Origin of the sequence: Micromonospora sp. Mcm103, assembly GCF_024519755.1 — a bacterium.
In the GTDB taxonomy this organism is placed as follows: domain Bacteria; phylum Actinomycetota; class Actinomycetes; order Mycobacteriales; family Micromonosporaceae; genus Micromonospora; species Micromonospora aurantiaca.
On sequence record NZ_JALJRJ010000012.1, the window covers coordinates 172983 to 196817 of the forward strand.

Here is a 23835-nt window from a genome sequence, read left to right on the forward strand (position 1 = left end):
ACCGGGCGTACGCCGGTTCCTGGCGATCACCGCCAGCCAGCTCATCTCGTCGACCGGGTCGGCGCTGACCCAGTGGGCGGTGCCGGTCTGGGTCTACCTGGAGACCGGGTCGATGCTGTGGTTCGGCCTGTCCGGGGTGATCGCGTACCTGCCGGCGCTGCTGACGCTGCCGGTCGCCGGCGCGGTCGCGGACCGGTTCGACAGGCGCCGGGTGCTGCTGGCGGCGTGCGCGACGGCGGTGACAGCGGAGGCGCTGCTGGCTCTGCTGCTGTGGACCGACCGGCTGGGGCTGGCGGCCGTCTACACGCTCGTGTGCGTGCTCGGCGCGGCGTCGGTGTTCCAACGCATCACCTACCTGGCCGCGATCCCGCAGGTGGTGCCGAAGCGCTACCTGGGGCACGCCAACGGCATCGCGCAGCTCGCGGTCGGGCTCAGCTCGCTCGCGGTGCCGCTGCTGGCTGCGGGCCTGCTCGCCGCGATCGGCCTGGCCGGCGTCCTGGTGATCGACATCGTGAGTTACGTGGTGGCGATCGGTGTGCTGGCCGCGGTGCGGTTCCCCGACCTGCTCGGCCGGCGGCGCAAGGAGCCGTTCCTGGCCGAGCTGATCGGCGGCGCGCGGATGACGTGGGCCGAGCCGGGCTTCCGGGCCATGCTGGGCTTCTTCTCGCTCTACAACCTGTGCCTGGCGAGCCTGCTGCTGGTGCCGCCGATGGTGCTCGCGTTCGGCACGATGGGCCAGGTCGGCACCGTGGCGTTCGCCGAGGCGCTCGGCGCCGTCCTCGGCGGACTCGCCATCGCCGTGTGGGGCGGCCCGACCCGGCGCCGGATGCCCGCGCTGATCGCCATCGCGTTCGGCGTGGCGGTCAGCCTGGTGCTCAGCGGCGTCCGCCCGAGCCTGCTGCTGGTGGCGCTCGGCAGCTTCGGCGTGGGGCTGGGCCTGGGCCTGCACAACGGCATCTACCTGTCGATCATCCAGGTGAAGGTGCCGCAGCGGTTCCACGGCCGGGTGCTGGCGATCATCCAGACGCTGACCTGGGCGACGCTGCCGCTGGGCTTCGCCGTGCTGGTGCCGCTGAGCGGGTCGCTGCTGGAACCGATGTTCGCCCCCGGCGGCGCGCTGGCCGGCAGCGTCGGCGCGCTGATCGGCACCGGTCCCGGCCGGGGACTCGGGTTCGCGTTCGTGGTGTCCGGGCTGGCCCTGGCCGTGGTGGCCCTGGGCGCCTACGGCGTACGCCGGCTGCGCCGGTTCGACACCGAGACCCCCGACGCGCCGGCGGACGCCACCGAGTGGCTACCGCACCTGCGCCGGGTCGACGATCTGTAGCCGCAGTTCCGAGGCGTACGCCCGGCCGGCCCCGTCGGTCAGCCAGGCGTCGTCCGGGCCGGGCAGCAGCTCGGTGACGGTGAGCCCGACGCCGTCGCCGCCCTTGGCGTGCGCGCCGCGCAGCAGCGTGCACAGCAGCCGGGTGTAGACGCCGCTGCTCAGGTCCACGTAGCTGGGTTTGAGTTCGGTGTCGACCCGCACGAAGACCCGCTCGGGCAGGCCGAGCGCGAGCCGCCAGCGCCGTACCGCGAGGTAGCGTGCCCGCTCGCCCTTGACCGTGTGCAGGCCGGTCTCGCCCACAGTGGTGCGCCACGTCTCGCGGACCAGCACCAGGCCGTCGACTGTGACGCGCGGCGTGCGCCCGGCGTTGCCGGCCAGCTTCCACGTGTCGAACACCTGGTAGTCGAACAGCGGCGCGAACACCTCCAGCAGCGGCCACCGCCGCCCGTCGTCGGCGTGCGCGGTCAGCGTGCCGTCGTCGTCCGGCCGCACGGTCAGGGTGGTGATCGGCACGAGGCGGTCCGGGTCGGCGCCGGGCGCGTCGACGAACCCGAGCTGGGCGTCGGCGGGCCCGTGCAGCCACTCCGCGATCCGGGCGGTGTGCCGCGGCCAGTCCACCGGCGGCAGCAGCCGGACCCGGCCACCGGGCAGGTCGGCGCGCATCCCGTCGCGCAGCCGCTGCGGGTCCGGGTGCCCGTACGCGAAGAAGTGCGTGTCGAACGCCGCCAGGGCCACGTGCAGCTCGCCGAGCACGACGGTGAAGTCCCCGCGCAGCAGCGCCGCCTCGTCCGGGGCGCACACGTGCACGTCGGGGCTGTGGATGCGGGCGGCGGCCCAGCCGGGCGCGTCGGCGGGGAACGCGGCGGCGACCCGCTCGGTCAGGGCGGCGGCGTCGAACCGCAGCTCCCGGGCGTCCGCGTCGGCGTCGGCCAGGCCCAGCACCGTCGCCCACCGGTCCAGGAACTCGGCGGTGACGGCCGCGCCGGGCGGGTTCGCCCCGAACACCACCGCCTGCGCCAGGAACCACAGGTCGGCCAGGGGCACCTCCCCGGTGGCCGACTCCGCCGCCAGGTCGCGGTACAGGGCGGCCAGCGCGTCGGCGTACGCCGCACCGATCGCCGCGGTCAGCCACCGCGCCGACAGCAGCAGCGGTTCCAGCGGCGCGAGGCGTTCCAACAGCGCGTCACCGAACCGGATGTCCAGGTCGCGGACCGTCTCCAGATGGCACAGCGTGCGGCCGGCGTACACCTCGCCGGGCTGCTGCCGCGCGTCCCGGCCGGTCAGCTCCACGAACCGCCGGTCCAGCGCGGACATCGCCACGGACAGCGCGTCCGGGCCGTCGGCGGCGGCCACCGCGTCGCGCAGGTCACTCACCGTGGCCAGGTCGCCGAGCACCCGCTCGCGGACCGTGTCGTCGCCGATCGCGGCGAGCTGCTCGCGCAACGCGTCCTCGGCGGTGAGGTCGACCGGCAGGTCGAAGCCGATGCGCAGCACGCCGCGCCCGGTCAGGTCGTCGAGCTGCGCGTGCACGTCAGCGGCCCGGCGGAAGCCGCTCGCCGGGTCCGCGAGCAGTGCGGCGACCAGGTCGGCCACGCGCGGTCCGCGCCGCGTCAGCGCGAGCAGCGCGGCGGTAGCCGCCGGGAGCGTCTGTAGTGGATGGTGCGGGTGCCGCAGCACGCGGTCGCGCAGGCTCAGGTGCGGGGCGAGCCGCACCGGCAGCCAGTCCCGCACGCCGGGCACGCGGGCGAAGGCCTCCGCGAGCGCGTCCAGGCCCCACCGCTCCAGGAACACCTTCCGGGTACGCGTCAACGCCGCGCCTGGACGCACCGTCGCGATCGGGCCGCTGCCGCCCAGCTCGGTCCAGCAGATCGGCCCGAAGAAGCCCACCGTGTCGTTCTTCAGGCAGTACCGCTGCCAGTACTTCGCGACGACCTCCTCCCGGTGCCGGCGGCGCAGATTGCGCGGGGCGTGCGGGCCGTCGCGCCGGATCGCGTCGACGGCGAGCAGGACCGCCGGGTTCTGCCAGGTCAGCGCCGTGCGGAAGGCGTCGTCGCAGGCGATGTCGTAGACCGCCTGCCCGAGGTCGGCCGCGGCGGCGTCGAACGCGGCAGCGAACTCCGCGGCGTCGCCGTCCCCGCGCAGGTGCCGGTCGGCCGCCTCCGCGAGCGCCGGAGCGGCGAACCGGCTCATCCCGTCGGCCGGAAAACCGGCCGACCGGAGCAACGCGGAACGCCATACGTGCCAAGGGGTTCCGGGCAGGGACGTGAGATGCTCTCGGGGCATGGGGGAATGGTAAGCAGCGGCGGATCTGCGGCGGGACGGTCGAGCATGAGCTTCGGGCTGGTGTCCTTCGGTGAGGCGCTCGGCGACCCGGCGCCCGTCGCCGACGTGGTGGCGCAGTACACCGACGACGTCAACCGCGTCCTCGGCTACGGCTACCGGCGGGTGCACCGCGCCGCGCCGGACGTGGGTCTGACCGACCTCGCCGAGCGGGCCGCCCGCCGCGCCCTGGACGCCGCCACGCTGCCCGCCACGCGGGTGGACCTGCTGGTGCTCGCCGTCACCGACCTCACCGAACACCTCTACTGGGACGCCGCCGCCGACCTGGCGTACCGGCTCGGCGCGGCCGGCGCCGAAGCGGTGCTGCTCACCCAGGCGTGCACCACCGGCGTGCTCAGCCTCGACACCGTCGCCGGGAAGTTCGCCACCCACCCGGAATACGCCACCGCGCTCGTGATCGCGGCCAACCGGACCTGCGAGGCGTACTGGAACCGGATGGACACCCAGCCGATGGTGTTCTCCGACGGCGCGGTGGCCACAGTGGCCCGGCGCGGGCATCCCCGGCTGCGCTGGCAGGTCACCGAGGCCGCCACCGACGGCCGCTACGCCGGGTTCTACCGGCTCGACGGCGGTGGCGCGGCGGCGCCGTTCGCACCCGGCGCCGAGCCGCCCGCCGCCCGCGACGTGTGGCACGTGATGGAGTTCTTCGACTACGACCCCGAGCAGTTCGCGCAGTACGCCCGCCACCTCGACGAGCGGATGGTGCGGGTCACCGAACGCGCCTGCGAGCGGGCCGGCGTCACCGTCGCCGACCTGGCGCGGCTGATCCTGGTCGCCGACAACGAACGCGCCATGACGTCGCTCGCCGAGGCACACAAGGTGCCGCCGGAGCGGACCAACCGGGAACTGGCGGCCGAGTACGGGCATCTCGGCGCGGCGGATCAGTTGTTCGGACTGAGCCGCCTGCTCGATGCCGGTGAGCTGCACGACGGCGACCGGGTCGCGTTGATCTCGTTGGGCCGGGGCGCCCACTGGGCCTGTACGATCATCGAGGTATGAGCATGTCCAGCCGGCTGGTGCGGCTCGTCGCCGAGGTGCTGGAACTGCCCGTCGACCAGGTCGACGCGCAGACCGGCCCCGCGACCACCGCCGCGTGGGTGAGCCTGCGGCACCTCCAGATCGTCGCGGCCGTCGAGGACGCGTACCGGATCTCGCTGACGCCCCGCGAGATCCGGACCGTGCGGTCGGTGGCCGACCTGCGCGCGCTGCTCGCCCAGCGGGGCGTGCCGGAGTGACAGTCGCGCCGGCCCCGCTCGACGACGCCGACCTCGACGCCGGGCTGCTCATCCGCCGCTTCGAGGAGCACCTGCTGCGCCTGTACGCCGACGGTCACCTCGCCGGCACCACACACACCTGCCTCGGCCAGGAGTACGTCCCGGTCGCGCTGGCCCCGCTGCTGACCGGCGACTTCGTGTTCAGCAACCACCGCGGCCACGGGCACTACCTGGCGCACTGCGGCGACCCGGAGGGGCTGCTGGCGGAACTGCTCGGCCGCGACGGCGGGGTGTGCCACGGGTACGGCGGCAGCCAGCACCTGCGCCGGGACCGGTTCCTGTCCACCGGTGTGCAGGGGGAGAGCCTGCCCGCCGCGGTCGGCGTGGGTCTGCACCTCAACCGCACCGGGCAGGACGCGATCGTGGTGGCGTACATCGGGGACGGCACCTGGGGCGAGGGCGCCGTCTACGAGGCGCTGAACATGGCCGCGCTGTGGCGGGTGCCGCTGCTCGTCGTGGTCGAGCACAACCGGATCGCCCAGTCCACTCCGACCTCCGCGCAGCTCGCCGGCACCATCGCCGGCCGGGCCGCCGGCTTCGGCATCACCGTCAGCGAGTCCGGCTCGCTCGACCTGACCGAGGTGCGCGCCGCCGCCGCGCCGCACGTCGAGCGGGTCCGCACCACCCGGACGCCGCACGTGCTCGTGCAGCACACGGTCCGGCTCGGCCCGCACAGCAAGGGCGACGATACCCGCCCCGCAGGCGAACTCGACCGGCTGCGCCGCCTCGACTGGCTCCAGCGGTACGCCGAGGCGTACCCGGAGCGGTTCGCGGCCGCCGACGCGCGGGCCCGGCAGCGGGTCGCGGAGGTCTCGGCCGAGGTGCTGGCCCGGCCGCTCGCGCGCGGAGCGGCGGAGTGACGCGCGCGGAACGGGTCAGCCGTAACCTCAACCGGGCCCTGCACGCGCTGTTCGCCGCCGACGAGCGGGCCTGGCTGCTGGGGGAGGACGTGGCCGACCCGTACGGCGGGGCGTTCAAGGTGACCCAGGGACTCTCCACCGCCTATCCGGACCGGGTGCTGTCGACGCCGCTGAGCGAGAACGGCATCACCGGCGTCGCGGGCGGCCTGGCGCTGTGCGGCGACACAGTGATCGTCGAGATCATGTTCGGGGACTTCGCCGGTCTCGCCTTCGACCCGATCCTCAACCTGATCACCAAGTCGGTCGCCATGTACGGCGAGCGCACCCCGATGCGGGTGGTGATCCGCTGTCCGGTCGGCGGCGGGCGCGGCTACGGCGCGACGCACAGCCAGAGCCCGCAGAAGCACTTCATCGGGATCCCGCACCTCGCGCTGTACGAGCTGTCCCCGCTGCACGACGCGGCCGACGTGCTGGCCGCCGCGCTGCGCCGCGACGAACCGGCGATGCTCTTCGAGGACAAGATCCTCTACACCCGGCGACGGTATGTGGACGGCCGCGTCGACGACCGCCTCGCCTTCGAACCGCGCGGCGCGGACGGCAACTGGGCCCGCGTCCACGATCCGGACGCCACCGGCGCGCCAACGCTCGTCATCGCGCCGGGCGGGGTCGCCGACCGGGCGATCGCCGCCGCCACGCGGGCCGCCGAGCGGGGACGTACGGTCGAGGTGCTGGTCCCGGCGCGGCTCTACCCGGTGGACGTGGACGGCCTGCTCGGCCTGCTCGACGGCGCCGAGCGCGTGATCGTCGCCGAGGAGAGCACCGCGGGCGGCACGTGGGGGAGCGAGGTCGCGGCCCGCCTGCACGCCGAGGCGTGGCCGCTGCTGCGCGGCCCGGTCGAGCTGGTCAGCTCCGCCGACCGGGTCATCCCGTCCGCGCCGCACCTGGAACAGGCGGTGCTGCTCGGCGCCGACGCGATCCTGGACCGGATCATGCACCTGTCCGCCCCGACAACGGCGGCCGGCGACCGGGGTGGACGGACTGACGCCGGCCCGGTGGATCCGGCCGGCGTGTCTCCGGGCGTCCCGGTGGACGTACCCCGGCTCAACCCCAACGACGACAGCTACGTGCTGCTGGAATGGCTGGTCGCGGACGGCGCCACTGTCGAGGCCGATGAGCCGGTCGCGGCGGTCGAGACGTCCAAGGCGATCGAGGAACTCGCCGCGACGCAGGCCGGCGTGCTGCGCCAGGACGTGGCCGCCGGCGCCGACTGCGCCCCGGGCACGCCCATCGGCCGGATCCTGCCCGAGTCGGCCGTGCCCGCCCCGGTGGAGCCGGCGTCGGTGGAGCCGCCAGCCGTGCCTGCCCGGGTGACGCCGCCGGGACGGCCGCTGCCACCGGCGCAGCGCCGAATCGCCGACGTGGTGTCCACCTCGCACCGGGAGATCCCGGTGGCCTTCACCGCCGTCCGCGTGGACGTGACGGCGGCGCTCGCGTACGCCCGCCGCGCCGCCGACGAGACCGGCGCCACGGTCGGCCTGACCGAGGTCGTCATCGCCGCCGTGGCCGCGCTGCACGAGCGGTTCGGTGCCCTCTACGCCCGGCTCACCGGCGACGGGCTGGTGGTCGACGCGGAGGCGCCGTCGATCGGGCTCACCGTGGACGTCGGCACCGGACTGTTCCTGCCGGTGATCCGCGACGCGGCCGGACTGGACCTCGGCGACCTCGCCGACGCCGTGGTCGCGCTGCGGATGAAGGCGCTGCGCGGCCGGCTCCGCGAGGAGGACATGGCCGGCATGAACTTCCTGGTCGCGCTCAACGACACACCCGGTGTCACGGTGGCCCGGCCGGTCATCCCGCCCGGCGTCACCTGCGCCCTGTCGGTGCCCGACGTGCACCGCGAGGTCGTGCTCGACGGCGACGGCGGGGTACGCGAGCGGACCGTGGCGGACCTGGGCCTGGCGTACGACCACCGGCTCGTCAACGGTGCGCAGGCCGGGGCGTTCCTGGCCGCGCTCGGCGAGGCCCTGCAACACTGACCGGCACCGCGGCCCGGCCGCCGTGCGCGCCGGTTGCGACGCCGGACCGGTGAGAACCTCGCGACAGCGGTGCCTCTGGCCGGGGGATGACCGAACCTGCATCATAGATGTCCATGAGTGCGCAGCAGTCCGCGGCCCGGTGGTGCACGCCGATGACCGACCCGCAGCGCGACCGATGGTCCACTGTGCTCGGCCACGTCACTTCCGCGATCCCGGCCGGCTCCGCCTACGTCCTCGTCGACGGCCACGAGCGCGACGCGACGGTGCTGGCCGACCGTCTGGCCGCCGCCCTGCGCGACGCGGGCCGGCCGCGCATACGACTCAGCCGGGCGATCTGCGCCGGCCCCGCCGACCTCCGGGGCGGACTCACCCCCGGTTCCGTCGTCATCGCCGCCGGCCCCGCCTGGCGGGGCCGGCTGCCCACCGGCCACTGGCACCTGACGATCCGGGTGCGCGGCGCCTCCCCCGAACGCGGACGCCGCCACCGGAGCGACGCCGCCGACATCGTGGTCGACCTGGCCGACCCCGCGTGGCCGGTGATCCGGCACATCGGCGCCTGGTTCACCCACACCGACGCCTGGTACCGCACGGAGACGCAGGCCTTCTTCGCCGCCCGCGCCGCCACCTGGGACACCGAGTCCGGCGACGACCTCACCGCGTACGCCGCCGCCGTCACCGAGGCCGCCATCCCCACCGGAGCGAACGCCATCGACGTCGGCTGCGGAACCGGCCGCGCGCTACCGGCCCTGCGCGACGCCGTCGGACCCGCCGGCACCGTTCTCGGCGTCGACCTGCCCCCCGCCATGATCGACGTCGCGCGCTCCCGCGCCCACGCCGCCGACGCCGCGCTCGCCCTGGCCGACGTCCGCCGTCTCCCCCTGCCCGGTCGCGCCGTCGACGTCGTCTTCGCCGCCGGCCTGCTCCCGCACCTGCCCGACACCGACGCCGGGCTGCGCGAACTCGCCCGCGTCACCCGCCCCGGCGGCCGGCTCGTCATCTTCCATCCCTCCGGGCGCACCGATCTCGCCGGTTGCGGCACACATCCCGGTGACCCTCTCGCCGAGACGTCCCTGCGCCTCGCCGCGCACCGCACCGGATGGCACCTCACCGGCTACGACGACCCGCCGCACCGGTTTCTCGCCCTCGCCACCCGGCGGTGACCCCCGGCGGATGAGCAATCTGGGAGAAGAGGGCTCACCCCATGACGTCTAGCGTCGATGCGTGTACTTTCCGTGATCGCCGGCGAGGGGGATACCGCATGTCGAACGGGTTCATCGGCGCGCTCAACGGTCGTCATCACCGCGTGGCACTGTCGGGCTTCATGGTGGTCGTGCTCGCCCACTGGGCGGAGCATCTGGTTCAGGCGTACCAGATCTGGGTGCTCGGCTGGCCCCGTCCGCAGGCGCGGGGTGTCCTCGGTGAGTTCTACCCCTGGCTGGTCACGTCCGAGGTCATGCACTACGGGTACGCGCTGCTCATGCTCGTCGGTCTGTTCCTGCTGCGCCCGGGGTTCGCCGGGCAGTCGCGCACCTGGTGGACGATCGCCCTGGCCCTCCAGTTCTGGCATCACATCGAGCACCTGCTGCTGCTGATCCAGGCGCAGACCGGGCACTTCCTGTTCGGCAGCGCGGCGCCCACGAGCCTGCTCCAGGTGGTCTATCCGCGCGTCGAGCTGCACCTGTTCTACAACTCCGTCGTCTTCATCCCGATGGTCGTCGCCATGTACCGGCACCTGCGGCCCTCCGTCGCCGAGGAGGAGGCCATGGTGTGCACCTGCGCCGGCCGCCGGGTGGTGCCGGCGCTGGCGGTGTCGCGGGGTGGTGTGTGACCCGCGCCGGGTGGGCGTCCGCCGTCGTCGTGGGCCTCGCGGTGCTGTTCGGCTGGACCGGGGCCGCGTGGGCCGGCTCCGGCGCGGCGAGCAGCGTCCCCGCCGACGGCGCCGTCCTCACGTCGGCGCCGTCGGCGGTCGAGCTGGTCTTCACCGGGCGGCCGGTGGCTGCCGACTCGCACGTGGCCGTGCGGGACGCCGCCGGACGGTCGCTGGCCGTCGGCGAGCCGCGGCCGAGCGGGGACCGGTCCCTGGTGCAGGCGGTACGCAGCGCCGAGCGCGGCGATGTCGTCGTCGCCTACCACGTGGTGCTCGCCGACGGTAGTGAGAAGAGCGGCACGCTGTGGTTCAGCGTCGGCACCGGTGTGCGGCCGGCCCGGGCGCCGGATCAGGGCGGCGAGGCGGCCGCCCCGCTGCACGAGCACGGGATCGACCCGCTGAGTGCCGTGCTGCTCCTCGTCAACGCCGTCGTGGTGTTCGTGGCAGTCGCCATGCTCGTCCTGCGGCCACGGCGGAGCGTCGAGCCGCCGCCCGCCCCGGCTCAGCACCCGGAGATGAGCAGCCGCTGAGCCCGGCCGGGCTCAGCCGTCAGGCGCCACAACGCGTCCACCGCGGCCATTCCCGGCCCGAGCGGCACCGGCGGAAGGTTGAGCCGCCGGGCCGCGGCCACCGCGCCGGGCGTTCCGTGCGCCATGCCGGCGCCGCTCCAGATCGACCACTCCGCCACCAGCGTCACCGCCGCCGGCAGGTCGGCCGCGAGGCGTCCGGCGCAGCGCCGCAGCAGCTCGTTTGCGAGCGCGTACGCGCCGAGGCTGCGGTGCGGCCGCTCGGCCGTGATCGAGCCGAAGACGAGCACCCGGCGTAGGGCATGGCGGTCCACCGCGTCCAGCGCGTGCCGCAGGCCGTCCACCTTCGCCGCCTGGACGGTGCTCAGCCCGGCCGCCGTGCCGGCCGTGACCGGGCCGCCGCGCAGCAGCCCGGCGCAGTGCACGACGCCGGCCAGCCGCAGGTGTCCGGCGTCCGCGAGTGCCCGGCGCAGGGCGGCGCCGTCGGTGACGTCGGCCCGGAGCACTGTCACCCCCGTGGTCCCCGCCATGCGGTCGAGGTGCCGGCGGCCCGCGGTGCCGAGCCGGTCGGGCGTGGCCGTGTCGGCCAGGATCGGGTGCAGGCCGTGCCGGCAGGCCAGGACGGCGGCGACCCGCAGGCCGAGCCCGCCGAGGCCGCCGGTGACCAGCACGGCTCCGGCGGGACCGGCGGGGCCGGCCGCCGAGGGCAGGGCAGCCGGTTGCCAGTCGGTGGTGCGGAGCCGGCCGTCCCGGTCCACCCGCACCTCGCCGGCGACCGGGGAGGCGGCGGTGACCAGGCCGGTGGCGGCGCGCACCGCGGCCGGTGCGGGGCCATCGGTCAGCTCCGCCACCACGCAGGACAGGCCGGGATGCTCGACCGCCGCGGCGCGCACCAGGCTGCCGCCGCCCGCGCCCAGGTGCACGACCGCGAGCCGGCTGCCGCGTGCCACGGCCGCCCGGATCGCCCGCAGCAGGCGACCGTTGTCGACCTGGTGGAAGGTGCGGCCGAGCAGCACGGCGACCGCCTCCGGTGCGTCGTCGCGGCTCGCCACCCGCAGCGCCGGGGCGAGCGGGTGCCGCTCGGGGCCGACGATCGTCCACCGGTACGCCCGCGCGTCGCCGGGCGGCGCGACCTCGCGTTCCCGGGGCGTGCGGATGTCGAGCGCGGTCCTCATCGCAGGACCGCGAGCAGGGTGGGGATGGCCTCGGCCTGGAAGTCCACGTCCACGTCGAAGTCGTTGATCATCCCTTCGAGGACGAGCAGCGACATGAGCGGGAAGACGAACTCCGGCGCCGCCGTGATGCCGTACCGCCGCTGCAGGTTGAACAGCTCCGCGGCGAACGGCGCGAGCCGGAACTGCCCGGCGGTGCGGCGGTGGTTGCGCACCACGAGATCCCGTACACCGGCCTGGAACGCCTGCACGTCGCACCCCGGCGGTACGTGCTCGGCGCTGCGCAGGATGACCTCGGCGGCCTGCTGGCCGCGACCCATGGACATGGACAGGAAGAACTCGGCGAACAGCCGCCGTACGTGCGGTTCGAGCCGGACCACGAACCCCGCGTCGAGCAGCACCACCTCCTCGACCCGCAGGTAGAGGTTGCCGGGGTGCATGTCGCAGTGCACGAGCCCGTCGACGAACAGCATCCGGTACACGCCGTGCAGCACACGCCGGACGATCTGGCGGCGCTGTTCGCGGTTGAGGTCGCCGGGCTTGAACTGCCGCAGGTCCGGGATCCACTCCATCACCAGGACGCCGTCGCGGCAGAGCGCCGGCCGGGGCGCCGGGATCCGGAACGCCGCGACGTCGGCGAGGTTCTGCCGCAGCTGTAGCAGCGCCGTGGCCTCCTGCGCGAAGTCGAGCTGCCGCAGCACGGCGGTGGAGACGTGGCCCAGCATGCGGCGCATCGGTACCTTGCGCAGGCCGGGCAGGCGTTCCAGCAGTCCCGCGCCGGCACTGAGCAGGTCGAGGTCGCGGCGCATCTGCGGGCCGATGCCGCCGCGCCGTACCTTGACGGCCACCGGCGTCCCGTCGTGCAGCCAGGCCCGGTAGACCGAGGCGATGCTGCCGCTGGCCACCGGCTCGCTGCCGATCCGCGCGAACGGCGTGCCGTCGGGGTAGGCCGCGTCCAGCACCGCGCGCGCCTCCCGGGCGGACATGGCCGGGACCCGGTCGTTGAGGCGGGCGAGCTGGTCGCACCACGGTCCGGGCAGCAGGTCGCGACGCGTACCGAGGATCTGGCCGCCCTTGACGAATGTCGGGCCCAGCCGGGTGAGCAGTGCGGTCATCCCGGCGGGCGCGGGCGAGGCCCGCCGGGTGAGCCGCCGGCCGGCCGCGACGGCGAGGTGCCGGGCCGTGATCGCCGCCCAGGCGGCGGCGCGGCCGGACATCTGCGGGAGGGACGAGCGCGGTACGGACGTGGGCGTGTAAGCCACCATCGGAGCCCCCGATCGCTACATGTACTGACAGCTTAGGGAGGGATGGAAAGGCGTGAGAAGTGTCCAGGTTCATTTTTCTATAGCGTCGTCGATGTTGAGCCTGACGGAACCGACCGAAGGGAATGCGAGATGGCGATCGACCTATGCAACAAGTCTCCAGTGTCCGCCAACGGTGAGGTCCGGACGTGGCCGCAGGAAACCGCGCTGCTCGAGGATCTCGGCACCGAGCAGCGCGACGCGCTCAACTTCGCGTACCGCACCACCCTGAGCAACGTGGATCCCCGGCTGGTGGCCGGCGACCCGGCGGCATGGGCGAGCGACTTCGGCTACGCCCTCAACCGGGTGGCGATCCGGCTCGACAACCGCACCAACGACGAGCTGCGGCACGACGCCCTGCACCACGCCGACCCGGCCATGCGCGAGCAGGCGATGTACGAGTACGCCGACCGCGACCAGGCCGACGCCTTCGAGCTGCTGGAGCAGGTCGTCCGGCACGACACCAACCGGGAGGTGCGGTGGGACGCGCTGTGGGCGATCGAGAAGCTGGGCGGTGCCCAGGCGATCTCGACGCTGCAGAAGTTCCTCGGTGACGCCGACCCGGAGATCGCCGAGTGGTCCAAGCTGTTCATCAGCGAGCTGCAGAGCGGTGACCCGTCGTTCGACGGCCGGGACGCCCTCTACACGCCGGGCCGCACCTTCGACGAGACCATCTACCTGCTGATCCACTGTGACCTGTACGTGCGTCTCGACGAGTCGAACACGCACTGGGGCAAGATCTCGCTGGCCCCGCAGGGCCTCGCGCGGATCTACGGCCAGGCCCACGCCTGCCCCAACGTGCAGACCCGCGAGCGCCAGCTGGTGATCGCCAAGACGATCTCCGGCCTGCACGCCGACGGCTCGCCGCACTGCGACAACTACCTGTTCCGCGGCTTCACCGACCGGACGCGCCGCGACCGGGGCAACTTCTTCTTCGAGTCGCTGGTGCCGCGGACGTTCTTCAAGTCCGGTCGCGCCGACGACCCGAGCGAGGGCGTGCGCAAGGCGAACATCGGCTTCGCCCGGTACGGCACCTGGCACCTGGAGCCGAAGTTCCAGATCCGCGAGGAGGCCGCGATCCGCTACGTCCGCGGCCGCTTCCAGGGCTGGGGCTACGTGAACCTGGCCCGCATCGCGGGCCGCTCGATCGAGCAGGTCCTCACCCCGGGCAACGGCGTGCTGTCCACGCTGCACGACCCCGAGGTCGGCCCGATGACAAACGCCTTCATCCTCGGCACGTTCAAGGGCAAGCTGAACGACTGGGACGGCGACGGCCGCATCGACATGAACTCGCGTGACGTGTACTCCACCGTCGACGGCGAGATCGACTCCGACCAGGACGGCGTCGCGGACGAGCCCGGCCTGACCTGCTGCGACCACACCACGCTGATGCCCTGACGGGCGAGGCACCCCGCATCCGTTCCCACGATCCATGCGATGCGTCCGGGCGGCCGAGGCCGCGCCGAACTCTCAGGAGGAGAAGACAATGACAGCCCCCGCCAGCAAGCCCTCCGTGATCTACGGCCGGCCGGTTCCCACCGACGGCGTCCCGAACCGGTACGTCGGCACGGAGGTCAAGCCGTGGACGCCGCCGGTCCCCGGCATCGACAACCTCGGCATCACCTCGGTCGACACGTTCGCCGTGCCCGGCGTCGGCGAGTACACAGTGCCGTTCGAGGGCTACGTCCGGGTCGTGCGCTCGGAGCCGACCTCCGAGGACTGGGCGACCGCCGAGGTCTACACGAACCTGATCGAGATGAAGATGACCGGCAGCTGCGAGGAACTCGGCGAGATCACCGTCACGCTGAACCCCGACTGCCTGTCGACCGGTCAGATCCGTACCCCCTTCGACCCGTACGCCGGTGAGGGGCCGTCGGCGAAGGCCTGCCGGATGGCGGTCGGTGCCATCTTCGACATGCCGAAGCTCGGCCTGAAGCTGATGAACAAGGAACCGATCATCCTGACCATCGACGACGTCCGGCAGATCCCGCCGGCCGGCTCGCCCGGCAAGGGCCAGATCTACCGGATGCTGCCGCTGCACGACACCCGGTACCCGGAGAAGGACCCGGTGGCGTACGTGACCAGCCTGCGGTTCACCATGGGCGGTTACCTCGCCAAGGACGCGATGTAGCAGTGAGATGGACGCGGGCCGGACGCGACATGGTCCGGCCCGCGCTCGCTGGCCGGGAGGAGAGACGATGGACGACCACAGGGGTGACCGGGGTCGACGGCTTCTCGGCGCGCCTCCGGTCCGGACGGCGATCACCGTGCCGGTCGGCGTGGACGAGCTGTGGGCGGCCCTGACCGACCCGGTCCGTCTCGCCGCCTGGTTCGGCACCACGCGCGGCGACTGGCACGTCCGGACGCCGTGGCGGATCGACTTCGGCGACGGTGACTTCTTCGTGGTCACGCCGGTGCGCGTCGTCGACGACCGGCTCATCGAGTTCACCTGGTCGTTCCTCGGCGTCGGGCCCGAGCAGCACATCACCTGGCGGGCCGAGCCCACCGCCGGCGGCGCGCGGCTCACCGTCGAGGACGCCGACCCGGTGCGGCCGCCGGCCGAGATCGAGCAGATGCGCGCCGGCTGGACCGACTTCCTGCAACGACTCGACGGGTACCTGCGCACCGGACGCTCGACGCGCTACGACTGGCGGTCCGACATCGACGGCTCGGTCGACCTGCCACCGGGCTGGGACGCGTTCGAACCGTCGCTGCTCTACCGGTGGCTCCCGGTGGCGAGCGACGGCTTCCGGCCCGCCTGGTTCTTCGTGGTGGACGCCGACGGGCCACGTCGTTTCCCGCTCGACGACTGGTCGGTGCGGGAGGGGACGGTGACGTTCACCGTGCAGATCACCGAGCGCGGCGCCGGCACCACCGCCGAGCTGGCCCTGCACCGGCTGGCCGACCGTCAGCGGCTGGAGTTCAGCCACCAGGGCTGGCGCCATCTCGGGCTGCCGGACAACCGTGCGCACGCGCTGCGCCGCCGGTTCGCCGCCGCCTGGACGGCCGCCGCGGACTGCGCGCGGGAGCTGGCCCGCCTGTCGGTACCGCCCGGGTAGGCGGTCACTCGCCGCCACCACATTGTCATGCAATACTCAAGTAGCATGACAGCCGGAGGGTGGACGAAGTGAACGGGGCCCGCGGGAAACGGTCGTATGACCAGCAGTGTGCCCTCGCTTACGCATTGGATGTGGTGGGCGAGCGGTGGACCTTGCTCGTCATTCGCGAACTACTGCACGGCCCTCGTCGCTACAATCAGTTACTGGAAGCGCTACCCGGTATCGGCACCAACCTGCTCGCCGCCCGGCTCGCCGCGCTCGTCGACGCCGGCCTGCTGACGCCCACCGAACCCCGCAAGCGCACCGGTGGCTACCAGCTGACCGACCTGGGCCGCTCGCTGCACGAGCCGATCCTCGGGCTGTCCCGCTTCGGGCTGGCATACGCCGCGGGGCACGAGCTCCCCACCGGGTCAACGGTACGCGCGTCCTGGGCCGTCCTCGCCATCGAGGCCATGGTGGACGACGCACGCACCGGCGAGATCGACGAGAGCTACGAGTTCCGGGTCGACGACGAGATCTTCCACGTCGACGTGCGGGCCGGTCACGCCGAGGTCGTCGCCGGGCCGGCCGGCGCGCCGTCGCTGACCGTCCGCACCGACGCGCGCAGCTTCTTCAGCCTGGGCATGCGGCAGCTCGACCCGATCGAGGCGCTGGTCAGCGGGCAGGTCGCGGCGGTCGGTGTGCCGGCGGCGGTCACCCGTTGCCTGCGGCTGCTCGGCATCACCCCCGACGTGGCGGTTTCCACGGACCGGCTGGCCGACGTGGGGCCCGCCCCGGTGTGACGCCGCCGGTCCGCGGACGAGAGGTGAGGGAGCGCAGATGAGCGAGACGTTCGGCGGCACACTCGTGTGCGAGCAGGTCGGGGCGTGGACCTATGTCACCGTCCCGCCCGCGATCGCCGGCCGGCTGGGCACCGCGGCGCGGATCCCGGTGACCGGCCGGATCAACGACACGCCGTACGCCGGCTCGGTGATGACCGGGCCGAACGGCAACCGGTACATCGTGGTCAACAAGACCGTACGCGCCGCCGCCGGGGTGGAGGCGGGAGACGACGTGCGCGTCACCCTGGAACCGGACACCGAGGCGCGCACCGTGGAGGTGCCCGACGACCTGACCGCCGCGCTCGGCGAGCATCCCGACGCCCAGGCCTTCTTCGCCACGCTGTCCTACTCGCGGACCAAGGAGTACGTCACCTGGATCACCGGCGCCAAGCGGCCGGAGACCCGGGCCCGGCGGATCACCCAGGCCGTCGAGCTGCTCGGCGCCGGCCGGGTGCTCAAGGGCTGACCCCGGGGGGATCGGCGCGCTGCGCAAGTTGCGAGAAGCGGCGAGACCCCCGGCCTTCCTACGATCGGCGTACGCGTTCCGGCCCCGGACGGCGGCACGCGACGCACCTGATCCTGACTCCCACGCACCGATCGACGCCACACCGGCGGCGACCGGTGATCAGTGGTGCCCGTCAGCGGCCCGGTGAGCGTCCGCCGTCCTCGAGCCGGCCCAGGTCGCACCCCAGGGAGGCAGACCGTGTCCGTCGAATCGGCAGAGCTGAACGGAGCACACACCACGGAGACGTCCTGGCCGGACTTCGCCGAACTCGAACCGTCGCGGGCCCTGGACACCTTTCCACCGCTCAACGCGATCCAGGCCCGCTCCATCGTGCAGGACCGCTGGGAACGCCTCGTCGCGGTCGTCGAGATCCCGAACCCGATCGAGCGGGTCTGGCAGGCGCTCACCACGCCGGAGGAGATCCGCTCCTGGCTGGCGCGGTGCCGGGGCTCACTGACCGCCGTCGGCAGCGACGTCCTGCTCGACTTCGAGGACGGCGAGTTCTTCCACTGCCGGCCGCTCGTGGCGGAGCCGCCGCGTGACGGCCACGCCGAGCTCAAGTACTTCTGGCGCTGGGTCGGCGTCGGACCGGCCACCCGGGTCGTCTGGGAACTGGACGCCACCGGCGACGGCGGCACCCGGATCACCGCGACCGAGGAGGCCCTGAACTCACCGTCGGACTGGCGCGGCTGGAACGGCAACGGCTGGCCGGGGATTCTCGACCAGCTCGCCGGCTACCTGCGTACCGGCACGACGTGGCGCTGGCCGTGGCGGCGGATGGGCCCGTACGTGCAGATCGAGCTGGAGTCCACGCCGTACGACGCCTGGGAGCTGCTGACCAAGCCGGAGTCGCTGCGCTACTGGTTGCAGCGCCGCTTCGGCACGTTCACCGACGGCGACAAGCTCACGCTGATCATGGGTGACGCCAGCGGCGTGGTGGAGATGTCGGTGCACCGCCACGTGGAGCCCAACCAGCAGTTCCCCTCCTACCTGCCGTGGCTGGAGTTCGGCCTGCGCCGGGCCTCGTGGCCGGTCGAGCTCAACGGCAAGCTCTACATCGAGCCGGCCGGCGTGGGCCGCAGTCTCTTCCAGATCTTCGTGGACAACTGGGAGAACCTCCCGGCCGAGCTGCAGCGCGAGGAGCGCGAGATCATCTGCGGCTTCTTCCGCGACTCGATGGTCCGGGCGCAGAACCTGACCTCGCCCCGGCCCTCGCCGTCGCACCAGCACGGCTGGACCTGACCCGCGTCGTCACCCTCCGAGGAAGGCAGCTGCGATGACCCTGTCCGACCAGGTCGAGACCGGGGCGCCGGACGCCCTGATCCAGCTCATGTCGCCGGCCGCCGCCGCCGACCCGTACCCGATCTACTCCTGGCTGCGCGAGACCGCGCCGGTCTACCGCAGCCAGTTCGGCGCGTACCTGGTGAGCCGGTACGCCGACGTGCAGTACGTGCTCAAGCACGCCGAGGTCTTCCCCGGCGCGCACCCGGACGCGATGGCGCAGATGTTCCCGCAGGCCGTCGAGCACGAGGCGTACGACGTGCTGGTCAGCTCGCTGGTGGGCAGCAACCCGCCCAAGCACACCCGGCTGCGCAAGCTGATCGGGCACGGCTTCACCAGTCGCCGGGTGGCCGACATGCAGGCCTCCATGGAACGGTGGTCGGACCGGCTCGTCTCGGACGTGCTGGAGCGGCTGGTCGACGGGGCCACAGTCGATCTGCACACCGACGTCTCCGTGCCGATGCCGATGCACATGATGTCCGACCTGCTCGGCATCCCGGAGCCGGACCGCGAGTCGCTGGCCCGCAACGTGCCCGAGATGATGAACGTCGTCGACCCGGCCGCGACACCCGACGCGGTCCGGCGGGCCGACGAGGCGTTCCGCGAGCTGGGCACCTACTTCGACGCCATGATCGCGCAGCGCCGCCGGGATCCGCGGGACGACCTGGTCTCGGCGCTCGTGCAGGTGCGTGACGCCGAGGACGGCAGCCTCGACGACGCCGAGCTTCGTACCCTGCTGTTCACCCTCTGGTCGGCCGGCTTCGAGACGACTGCCACCGCCATCGACAACGCGATGTTGCTGCTGCTGGAGGACCCCGGGCGCGGACGCTGGCTGGACACCGAGGACGGCACCCGCAGGTTCGTCGAGGAGACGCTGCGCTTCGAGTCGTCGGTGCAGGTCGCACCCGGCCTGCGCTTCACCGGCGCGGACGTGGAACTGGGCGGGGTCGTCGTTCCACAGGGGTCCCAGGTGCGGCTGCTGATCGGGTCCGCGAACCGGGATCCGGAGGCGTTCCCGGACGCGGACGTGTTCGACCCGGGCCGCACCGGTCCCATGCCGCTGAGCTTCGGCGCCGGCATCCACTACTGCCTCGGCGCGGGTCTGGCCAGACTGGAGATCGCCGTGTTGCTCCGCCGGCTGCGCGCCGCCGCTCCCGGGCTGGTTCTGGCCGCCCCGCCGGTGCGGCGGCGCACGATACCGCTCCGCGACTTCGCGTCGCTGCCGGTACGGCTCCGTCAGCTCGACTGACACTACGCGAAACGCAAGCTCGATAACTGCGCGAAAATATAGCGGATGATAGGGTGTCGCCATGGCGGACGCGATCAGAGCGCGAGACATCAGCAAGCAGCTAGGCAAAAGTAAGGTTGTCAGCGCCTTGTCGCTGGACGCCGCGCCCGGCACTGTGGTGGGCCTGCTCGGCCCCAACGGCGCCGGCAAGACGACGACGGTGCGGATTCTGTCCACTCTGCTGCGGGCCGACTCCGGCACCGTCGAGATCTACGGCGTCGACGCGGCGAAGCAGCCGGGGCGGGTCCGTTCGATGATCGGGCTCACCGGCCAGTTCGCCGCCGTCGACCCGGTCCTCACCGGCCGGGAGAACGTCGAACTGGTGGCCCGGCTCTACCGCATCGGCCGGGCCGAGGCCCGCCGACGCACCGGTGAGGTGCTCACCCGCTTCGGTCTGGACGAGGTCGCCGACAAGCAGGTGAAGACCTACTCGGGCGGCACCCGGCGACGGCTCGACCTCGCCACGAGCATCCTCATCCGCCCGCGCGTGCTCTTCCTCGACGAGCCCACCACCGGCCTCGACCTGGAGTCACGGCTCGGGTTGTGGACCGAGATCGAGATGCTGGTCCGTGAGGGCACCACCGTCCTGCTGACGACGCAGTATCTGGACGAGGCCGACCGGCTGGCGAAGACGATCACCGTGCTCGACAAGGGGCGGGCGGTGGCCCAGGGGACTCCGTCGGAGCTGAAGTCGCGCGTCGGCGGAGACCGTGTGGAGTTCGTCCTGGAGGATCCCTCCCGGCTCGACGACGCGGTCGCCCTGCTGCGGGCGCCGGGTGCCGAGGAGCCCGTCGTCGACCGGCCGCTGGCGCAGATCACCGCGCGGATGGGCGACGATCTCGTCCGGGTCGCCGACGCGCTGAACCGGCTGGCCGACCACGACATCCGGGTGGCGACCCATGTGGTCCGGCGCCCCACCCTCGACGACGTCTTCCTGGCCCTGACCGGCAGCCGCGCCGCCGCGGCCGGCGCCGCCACGTCGTCCGCTCGGAAGGGAGAGGGCAAGTGACCGTCGACGAATCGACGACCCGGCAGCGGGACACCCCCACGCCGGCGTGGGAGGCGCCGCCCGAGCGGCGGGGGCCCGGCTGGTTCGTGGGTGACGTCCTGCTGCTGGCCGGCCGCAACATCCGGCACATGCAGCGCCGCCCCGACCAGCTGATGGCGGCGATCCTGCAGCCGATGATGTTCTTCATCCTCTTCACCTATGTGTTCGGCGGCGCCATCTCGGTGCCGGGCGGCGACTACAAGCAGTTCGTGCTGCCCGGCGTCTTCGGGCAGATCGTCGTCTTCGGCGGCATCGCCGGCATGTGCGTGGGCATCGCGGAGGACCTCCGCAACGGCATGATGGACCGGTTCCGCTCGCTGCCGATGAGCGACAGCGCGGTGCTGATCGGCCGCACCCTGGCCGAGACCTTCCGCAACCTGATCGCGCTCGTGGTCACCGGTGCGGTCGGGTACGCCTTCGGGTTCCGGCTGCACGGCACGTTCCTGCAGGTGCTGGCGGGGATCGGCGTGCTGCTGCTGTTCGGCTTCGCGCTCTGCTGGGTGCTGTCGATCGTGGGCGTCACCGCCTCCAGCGCCGAGGGTGCGCAGAGCACCGCGATGCCGTGGATGTTCCTGCTCGGCTTCGTCAGCTCGGCGTTCGTGCCGTCCGAGTCGATGCCCGGCTGGCTGCGGCCGTTCAGCGACAACAGCCCGGTCACGCTGACCATCAACGCGGCGCGCGACTACTTCAACGGCGTCTCACCGGGCGGGGACGCCCTGGCGTCGGTCCTGTGGTCGCTCGGCCTGCTGGTGGTCTTCGTGCCACTGGCGACGGCACTGTTCCGCAAGGCCACGGCGCGCACCTGACGGTGGGGGTCGACCCGGCGATCGGCAGGAGGAACCCACGACATGGAGGTCATCGGCGTCGGCTTCGGCCGTACCGGCACCGCCTCGCTGCGGGAAGCTCTCAACATTCTCGGGATGGGTCCCACGTACCACACGAAGGAGATCCTCAAGGACCCCGCCCGGCTGGCCGACTGGCAGGCGGCTGTGGGCGGGGCCGACGTGGACTGGGACCAGGTGTTCGCCGGCTATCGGTCCACTGTCGACTGGCCCGCCGCGGCGTTCTGGCGCGAGTTGGTGGAGCGGTACCCGGAGGCGAAGGTCATCCTGACCGTGCGCGATCCGGTGCAATGGCACCGCTCGTGCATGCGCACCATTTTCATGGCGTACCGGCAGGATCTGTTCAGCCGCCTCCTCGTCCCCGCCATGCAGTTGCCGCTGCGGGCCCTCGATCGGCGTTTCGGTGCGTTCAACGAGATCTTCGACGGTGTTTTCCGCCGCCATTTCGGGGACGGGCCGATTCAGGACGAGAAATACGCCGTCGAGGTGTTCGAAAAGCACATCCGCGACGTCCAGGAATGCGTTCCGGCTGAGCGCCTCCTGGTTTATCGAGTATCGGAAGGATGGCCCACCTTGTGTAAGTTCCTCGGTGTGGGAGTGCCCATCGTCGCCTTCCCGCACGACAACGACCAGGATGCCTTCCAGCGGGACAGCCGGCTGTTCGTCACCCGCGGCCTGGCCCGCATGGTGACCGGTCCGGTGCGCCGCGCGGTCGGCCGGTTCCGGCGGACGCAGGACGCCCCGGAGGCGGCCGGCCAGAACCGCTGAGGCCGCCGTCCCGGTCGTCCCGCCGGCCGCTGCGGCAGTCCGGTCGTGTCCGGCGCTGCCGCCGCGGCCGGCCTTCGGCCTGCATTCGTCCGGCCGACCCGTTTGCACGATCCCTGCGACCGGACCGGGAGTGTCGATGGACAAGGAACTCGAGGACTACGCGGACCGCGCCTGGCGCGGTGACGAGCCGCTGTTCGCCTACTACAAGGGTGAGCTTCGCCGGGACGGGCTCCGCCTGATCGACGACGGTGTATGGATGTGGGCGGCGACCGGCAACGTCTACGTCTTCGAGACGGCCGACGGCCTGGTCCTCTTCGACACCGGCGACCGCAACACCGCGGCCGCGCTGCACGAGGCGGTGCGGGCACGCAGCACCGCGCCGGTCGTCACCGCCGTCTACTCCCACGGCCACATCGACCACGTCCTCGGGCTGTCGCCGTTCGAGGCGGAGGCCGCCGAGCGCCACGACCCCGGCATCTCGGTCGTGGCGCACGCCGCCGTGCCGGAGCGCTTCGCCCGGTACCGGCTGACCGCCGGGTACAACGCGACAGTCAACCGCCGGCAGTTCCGCGCTCCGGGCATCACGTGGCCGACCGACTATCGCGAGCCCGACCGCACCTACCTCGACACGCTCACGCTGCGGCACGGCGATCTGACGATGGAGCTGCGGCACGGCCGCGGCGAGACGGACGACGCGACGATGGCCTGGCTGCCCGACCGGCGCATCCTGTGCTGCGGCGACTTCTACGCCTGGGTGGCACCCAACGCCGGCAACCCGCAGAAGGTCCGCCGCCACGTGGCCGAGTGGGTGCGGGCGCTGCGCTGGATGGCCGGCCTCGGCGCCGAGATCCTGCTGCCCGGCCACGGTCTGCCGGTGGTCGGTGCCGATCGCGTCCGGGAGACGCTGCTCGGGTCGGCGACGTTGCTGTCGACACTGCACGACGGTGTGGTGGCGATGATGAACGAGGGCCGCACGCTCGACGAGATCCTGCACGCCCCCCTGGTCACGCCGGAGGTGTCCGCCCTGCTGGCCCAGCCGTGGCTGCGCCCCACCTACGACGATCCGCAGTTCATCGTCCGCACCGTCTGGCGCACCTACGGCGGCTGGTACGACGGTGACCCGGCCACCGTGCGACCGGCGCCGCGCGCCGACCTGGCCGCCGAGGTGGCGCAGCTCGCGGGCGGGGCGTCCCGCCTGGCCGAGCGCGCCCTCGACGCGGCGGACCGCGGCCGGCTCGACCTCGCCGGTCACCTCGCCGAGTGGGCGGCGTTGAGCGCTCCCGAGGACCGTGACGTGCAGCGGGCACGCGCCGACGTGTTCGGGCGGCTCGCCGCCGGGACCCCGGCGTTGATGGCGCAGGGCATCTACACCTGGGCGCAGGCCGAGGCCCAGGCCAAGGCCGACGACGTCGACCCGTGGTCGACGATGCGCGGGGGCCGCTGGGCGCCCTGACGCCGGGAACACGGCGGACACGACAGTGGGGGCGGTACCCGGATCCGGGTACCGCCCCCACTGTCGTGT

The 23835-nt window shown here is 72.9% G+C and carries 22 protein-coding genes (1 of these 22 cut by a window edge); 19 read left to right on the plus strand and 3 right to left on the minus strand.

Features of this window, described 5'->3' with window-relative positions; translation table 11 throughout:
• A protein-coding gene (locus OC439_RS17075) for a non-ribosomal peptide synthetase/MFS transporter (protein WP_262014283.1) crosses the window boundary here: on the plus strand, positions 1 to 1324 show its 3' portion. It extends 3974 nt beyond the left edge of the window; only the last 1324 of its 5298 coding nucleotides appear in the window; its start codon lies off the left edge, out of view; it ends in the stop codon at positions 1322 to 1324.
• On the opposite strand, the gene OC439_RS17080 is transcribed toward OC439_RS17075, so the two are convergent.
• Positions 1292 to 3607, minus strand: coding sequence for a lantibiotic dehydratase family protein (locus tag OC439_RS17080; RefSeq protein ID WP_262014284.1), 2316 nt, complete (start codon positions 3605 to 3607; stop codon positions 1292 to 1294). The genes OC439_RS17075 and OC439_RS17080 overlap by 33 nt on opposite strands.
• Positions 3608 to 3652: 45 nt before the next feature.
• Between OC439_RS17080 and OC439_RS17085 the strand changes: the two genes are divergently transcribed.
• From OC439_RS17085 to OC439_RS17115, 7 genes are all read left to right on the plus strand, one after another.
• Positions 3653 to 4663 carry a 3-oxoacyl-ACP synthase III family protein gene (locus tag OC439_RS17085; protein WP_262014285.1) on the plus strand — a complete coding sequence of 337 codons (1011 nt, stop codon included), beginning with the start codon at positions 3653 to 3655 and terminating at the stop codon, positions 4661 to 4663.
• Complete coding sequence (locus OC439_RS17090) at positions 4660 to 4899, plus strand: acyl carrier protein (protein ID WP_262014286.1); 240 nt, start codon at positions 4660 to 4662, stop codon at positions 4897 to 4899. The genes OC439_RS17085 and OC439_RS17090 overlap by 4 nt, the downstream gene beginning before the upstream one ends.
• Positions 4896 to 5798 carry a thiamine pyrophosphate-dependent dehydrogenase E1 component subunit alpha gene (locus OC439_RS17095; RefSeq protein WP_262014287.1) on the plus strand — a complete coding sequence of 301 codons (903 nt, stop codon included), beginning with the start codon at positions 4896 to 4898 and terminating at the stop codon, positions 5796 to 5798. Before OC439_RS17090 ends, OC439_RS17095 begins: the two co-directional genes overlap by 4 nt.
• Positions 5795 to 7834, plus strand: a complete 2040-nt coding sequence (locus tag OC439_RS17100) for a 2-oxo acid dehydrogenase subunit E2 (RefSeq protein ID WP_262014288.1) — start codon at positions 5795 to 5797, stop codon at positions 7832 to 7834. Before OC439_RS17095 ends, OC439_RS17100 begins: the two co-directional genes overlap by 4 nt.
• A 113-nt stretch (positions 7835 to 7947) precedes the next feature.
• Positions 7948 to 8994 carry a class I SAM-dependent methyltransferase gene (locus tag OC439_RS17105; RefSeq protein ID WP_262014289.1) on the plus strand — a complete coding sequence of 349 codons (1047 nt, stop codon included), beginning with the start codon at positions 7948 to 7950 and terminating at the stop codon, positions 8992 to 8994.
• A gap of 98 nt (positions 8995 to 9092) precedes the next feature.
• Positions 9093 to 9662: a hypothetical protein gene (locus OC439_RS17110; RefSeq protein WP_262014290.1), complete on the plus strand. Its 570-nt coding sequence runs from the start codon at positions 9093 to 9095 to the stop codon at positions 9660 to 9662.
• Positions 9659 to 10231 (plus strand): copper resistance protein CopC, encoded by a 573-nt coding sequence (locus tag OC439_RS17115; protein WP_262014291.1) that lies wholly within the window; start codon positions 9659 to 9661, stop codon positions 10229 to 10231. The genes OC439_RS17110 and OC439_RS17115 overlap by 4 nt, the downstream gene beginning before the upstream one ends.
• Here OC439_RS17115 and OC439_RS17120 read toward each other — a convergent pair.
• Both OC439_RS17120 and OC439_RS17125 read right to left on the minus strand, forming a co-directional pair.
• Positions 10204 to 11403, minus strand: coding sequence for a KR domain-containing protein (locus OC439_RS17120; RefSeq protein ID WP_262014292.1), 1200 nt, complete (start codon positions 11401 to 11403; stop codon positions 10204 to 10206). The two genes, OC439_RS17115 and OC439_RS17120, sit on opposite strands and share 28 nt — an antisense overlap.
• Positions 11400 to 12617 (minus strand): ABC1 kinase family protein, encoded by a 1218-nt coding sequence (locus OC439_RS17125; RefSeq protein ID WP_262014293.1) that lies wholly within the window; start codon positions 12615 to 12617, stop codon positions 11400 to 11402. The genes OC439_RS17120 and OC439_RS17125 overlap by 4 nt, the downstream gene beginning before the upstream one ends.
• Positions 12618 to 12824: 207 nt before the next feature.
• On the opposite strand from OC439_RS17125, the gene OC439_RS17130 reads away from it, so the two are divergent.
• From OC439_RS17130 to OC439_RS17180, 11 genes are all read left to right on the plus strand, one after another.
• Complete coding sequence (locus tag OC439_RS17130; RefSeq protein ID WP_262014294.1) at positions 12825 to 14099, plus strand: HEAT repeat domain-containing protein; 1275 nt, start codon at positions 12825 to 12827, stop codon at positions 14097 to 14099.
• Between the two features lie 88 nt (positions 14100 to 14187).
• Positions 14188 to 14832: a DUF6073 family protein gene (locus OC439_RS17135; protein WP_128137189.1), complete on the plus strand. Its 645-nt coding sequence runs from the start codon at positions 14188 to 14190 to the stop codon at positions 14830 to 14832.
• Positions 14833 to 14899: 67 nt separating this feature from the next.
• The gene (locus OC439_RS17140) at positions 14900 to 15760 is read left to right on the plus strand and encodes an SRPBCC family protein (RefSeq protein ID WP_262014295.1); all 861 of its coding nucleotides are present in this window, start codon (positions 14900 to 14902) and stop codon (positions 15758 to 15760) included.
• Positions 15761 to 15828: 68 nt separating this feature from the next.
• Positions 15829 to 16542 carry a winged helix-turn-helix transcriptional regulator gene (locus OC439_RS17145; protein ID WP_262014308.1) on the plus strand — a complete coding sequence of 238 codons (714 nt, stop codon included), beginning with the start codon at positions 15829 to 15831 and terminating at the stop codon, positions 16540 to 16542.
• A 37-nt stretch (positions 16543 to 16579) separates the two neighbouring features.
• The gene (locus OC439_RS17150) at positions 16580 to 17047 is read left to right on the plus strand and encodes a YdeI/OmpD-associated family protein (protein WP_262014296.1); all 468 of its coding nucleotides are present in this window, start codon (positions 16580 to 16582) and stop codon (positions 17045 to 17047) included.
• A 237-nt stretch (positions 17048 to 17284) separates the two neighbouring features.
• A complete protein-coding gene (locus tag OC439_RS17155; RefSeq protein WP_262014297.1) occupies positions 17285 to 18328 on the plus strand; it encodes an SRPBCC domain-containing protein in 1044 nt (347 codons plus the stop codon).
• Between the two features lie 34 nt (positions 18329 to 18362).
• Complete coding sequence (locus tag OC439_RS17160; RefSeq protein ID WP_262014298.1) at positions 18363 to 19616, plus strand: cytochrome P450; 1254 nt, start codon at positions 18363 to 18365, stop codon at positions 19614 to 19616.
• Positions 19617 to 19743: 127 nt separating this feature from the next.
• On the plus strand, positions 19744 to 20664 hold the full coding sequence (locus tag OC439_RS17165) for an ATP-binding cassette domain-containing protein (protein WP_262014299.1): 921 nt from the start codon (positions 19744 to 19746) through the stop codon (positions 20662 to 20664).
• Entirely contained in the window at positions 20661 to 21509 is an 849-nt protein-coding gene (locus OC439_RS17170) for an ABC transporter permease (RefSeq protein ID WP_135239627.1), read from the plus strand. Before OC439_RS17165 ends, OC439_RS17170 begins: the two co-directional genes overlap by 4 nt.
• Positions 21510 to 21551: 42 nt before the next feature.
• Positions 21552 to 22313 carry a sulfotransferase family protein gene (locus OC439_RS17175; protein ID WP_262014300.1) on the plus strand — a complete coding sequence of 254 codons (762 nt, stop codon included), beginning with the start codon at positions 21552 to 21554 and terminating at the stop codon, positions 22311 to 22313.
• Positions 22314 to 22449: 136 nt separating this feature from the next.
• A complete protein-coding gene (locus OC439_RS17180; RefSeq protein ID WP_262014301.1) occupies positions 22450 to 23766 on the plus strand; it encodes an alkyl sulfatase dimerization domain-containing protein in 1317 nt (438 codons plus the stop codon).
• Positions 23767 to 23835 lie beyond the last annotated feature (69 nt).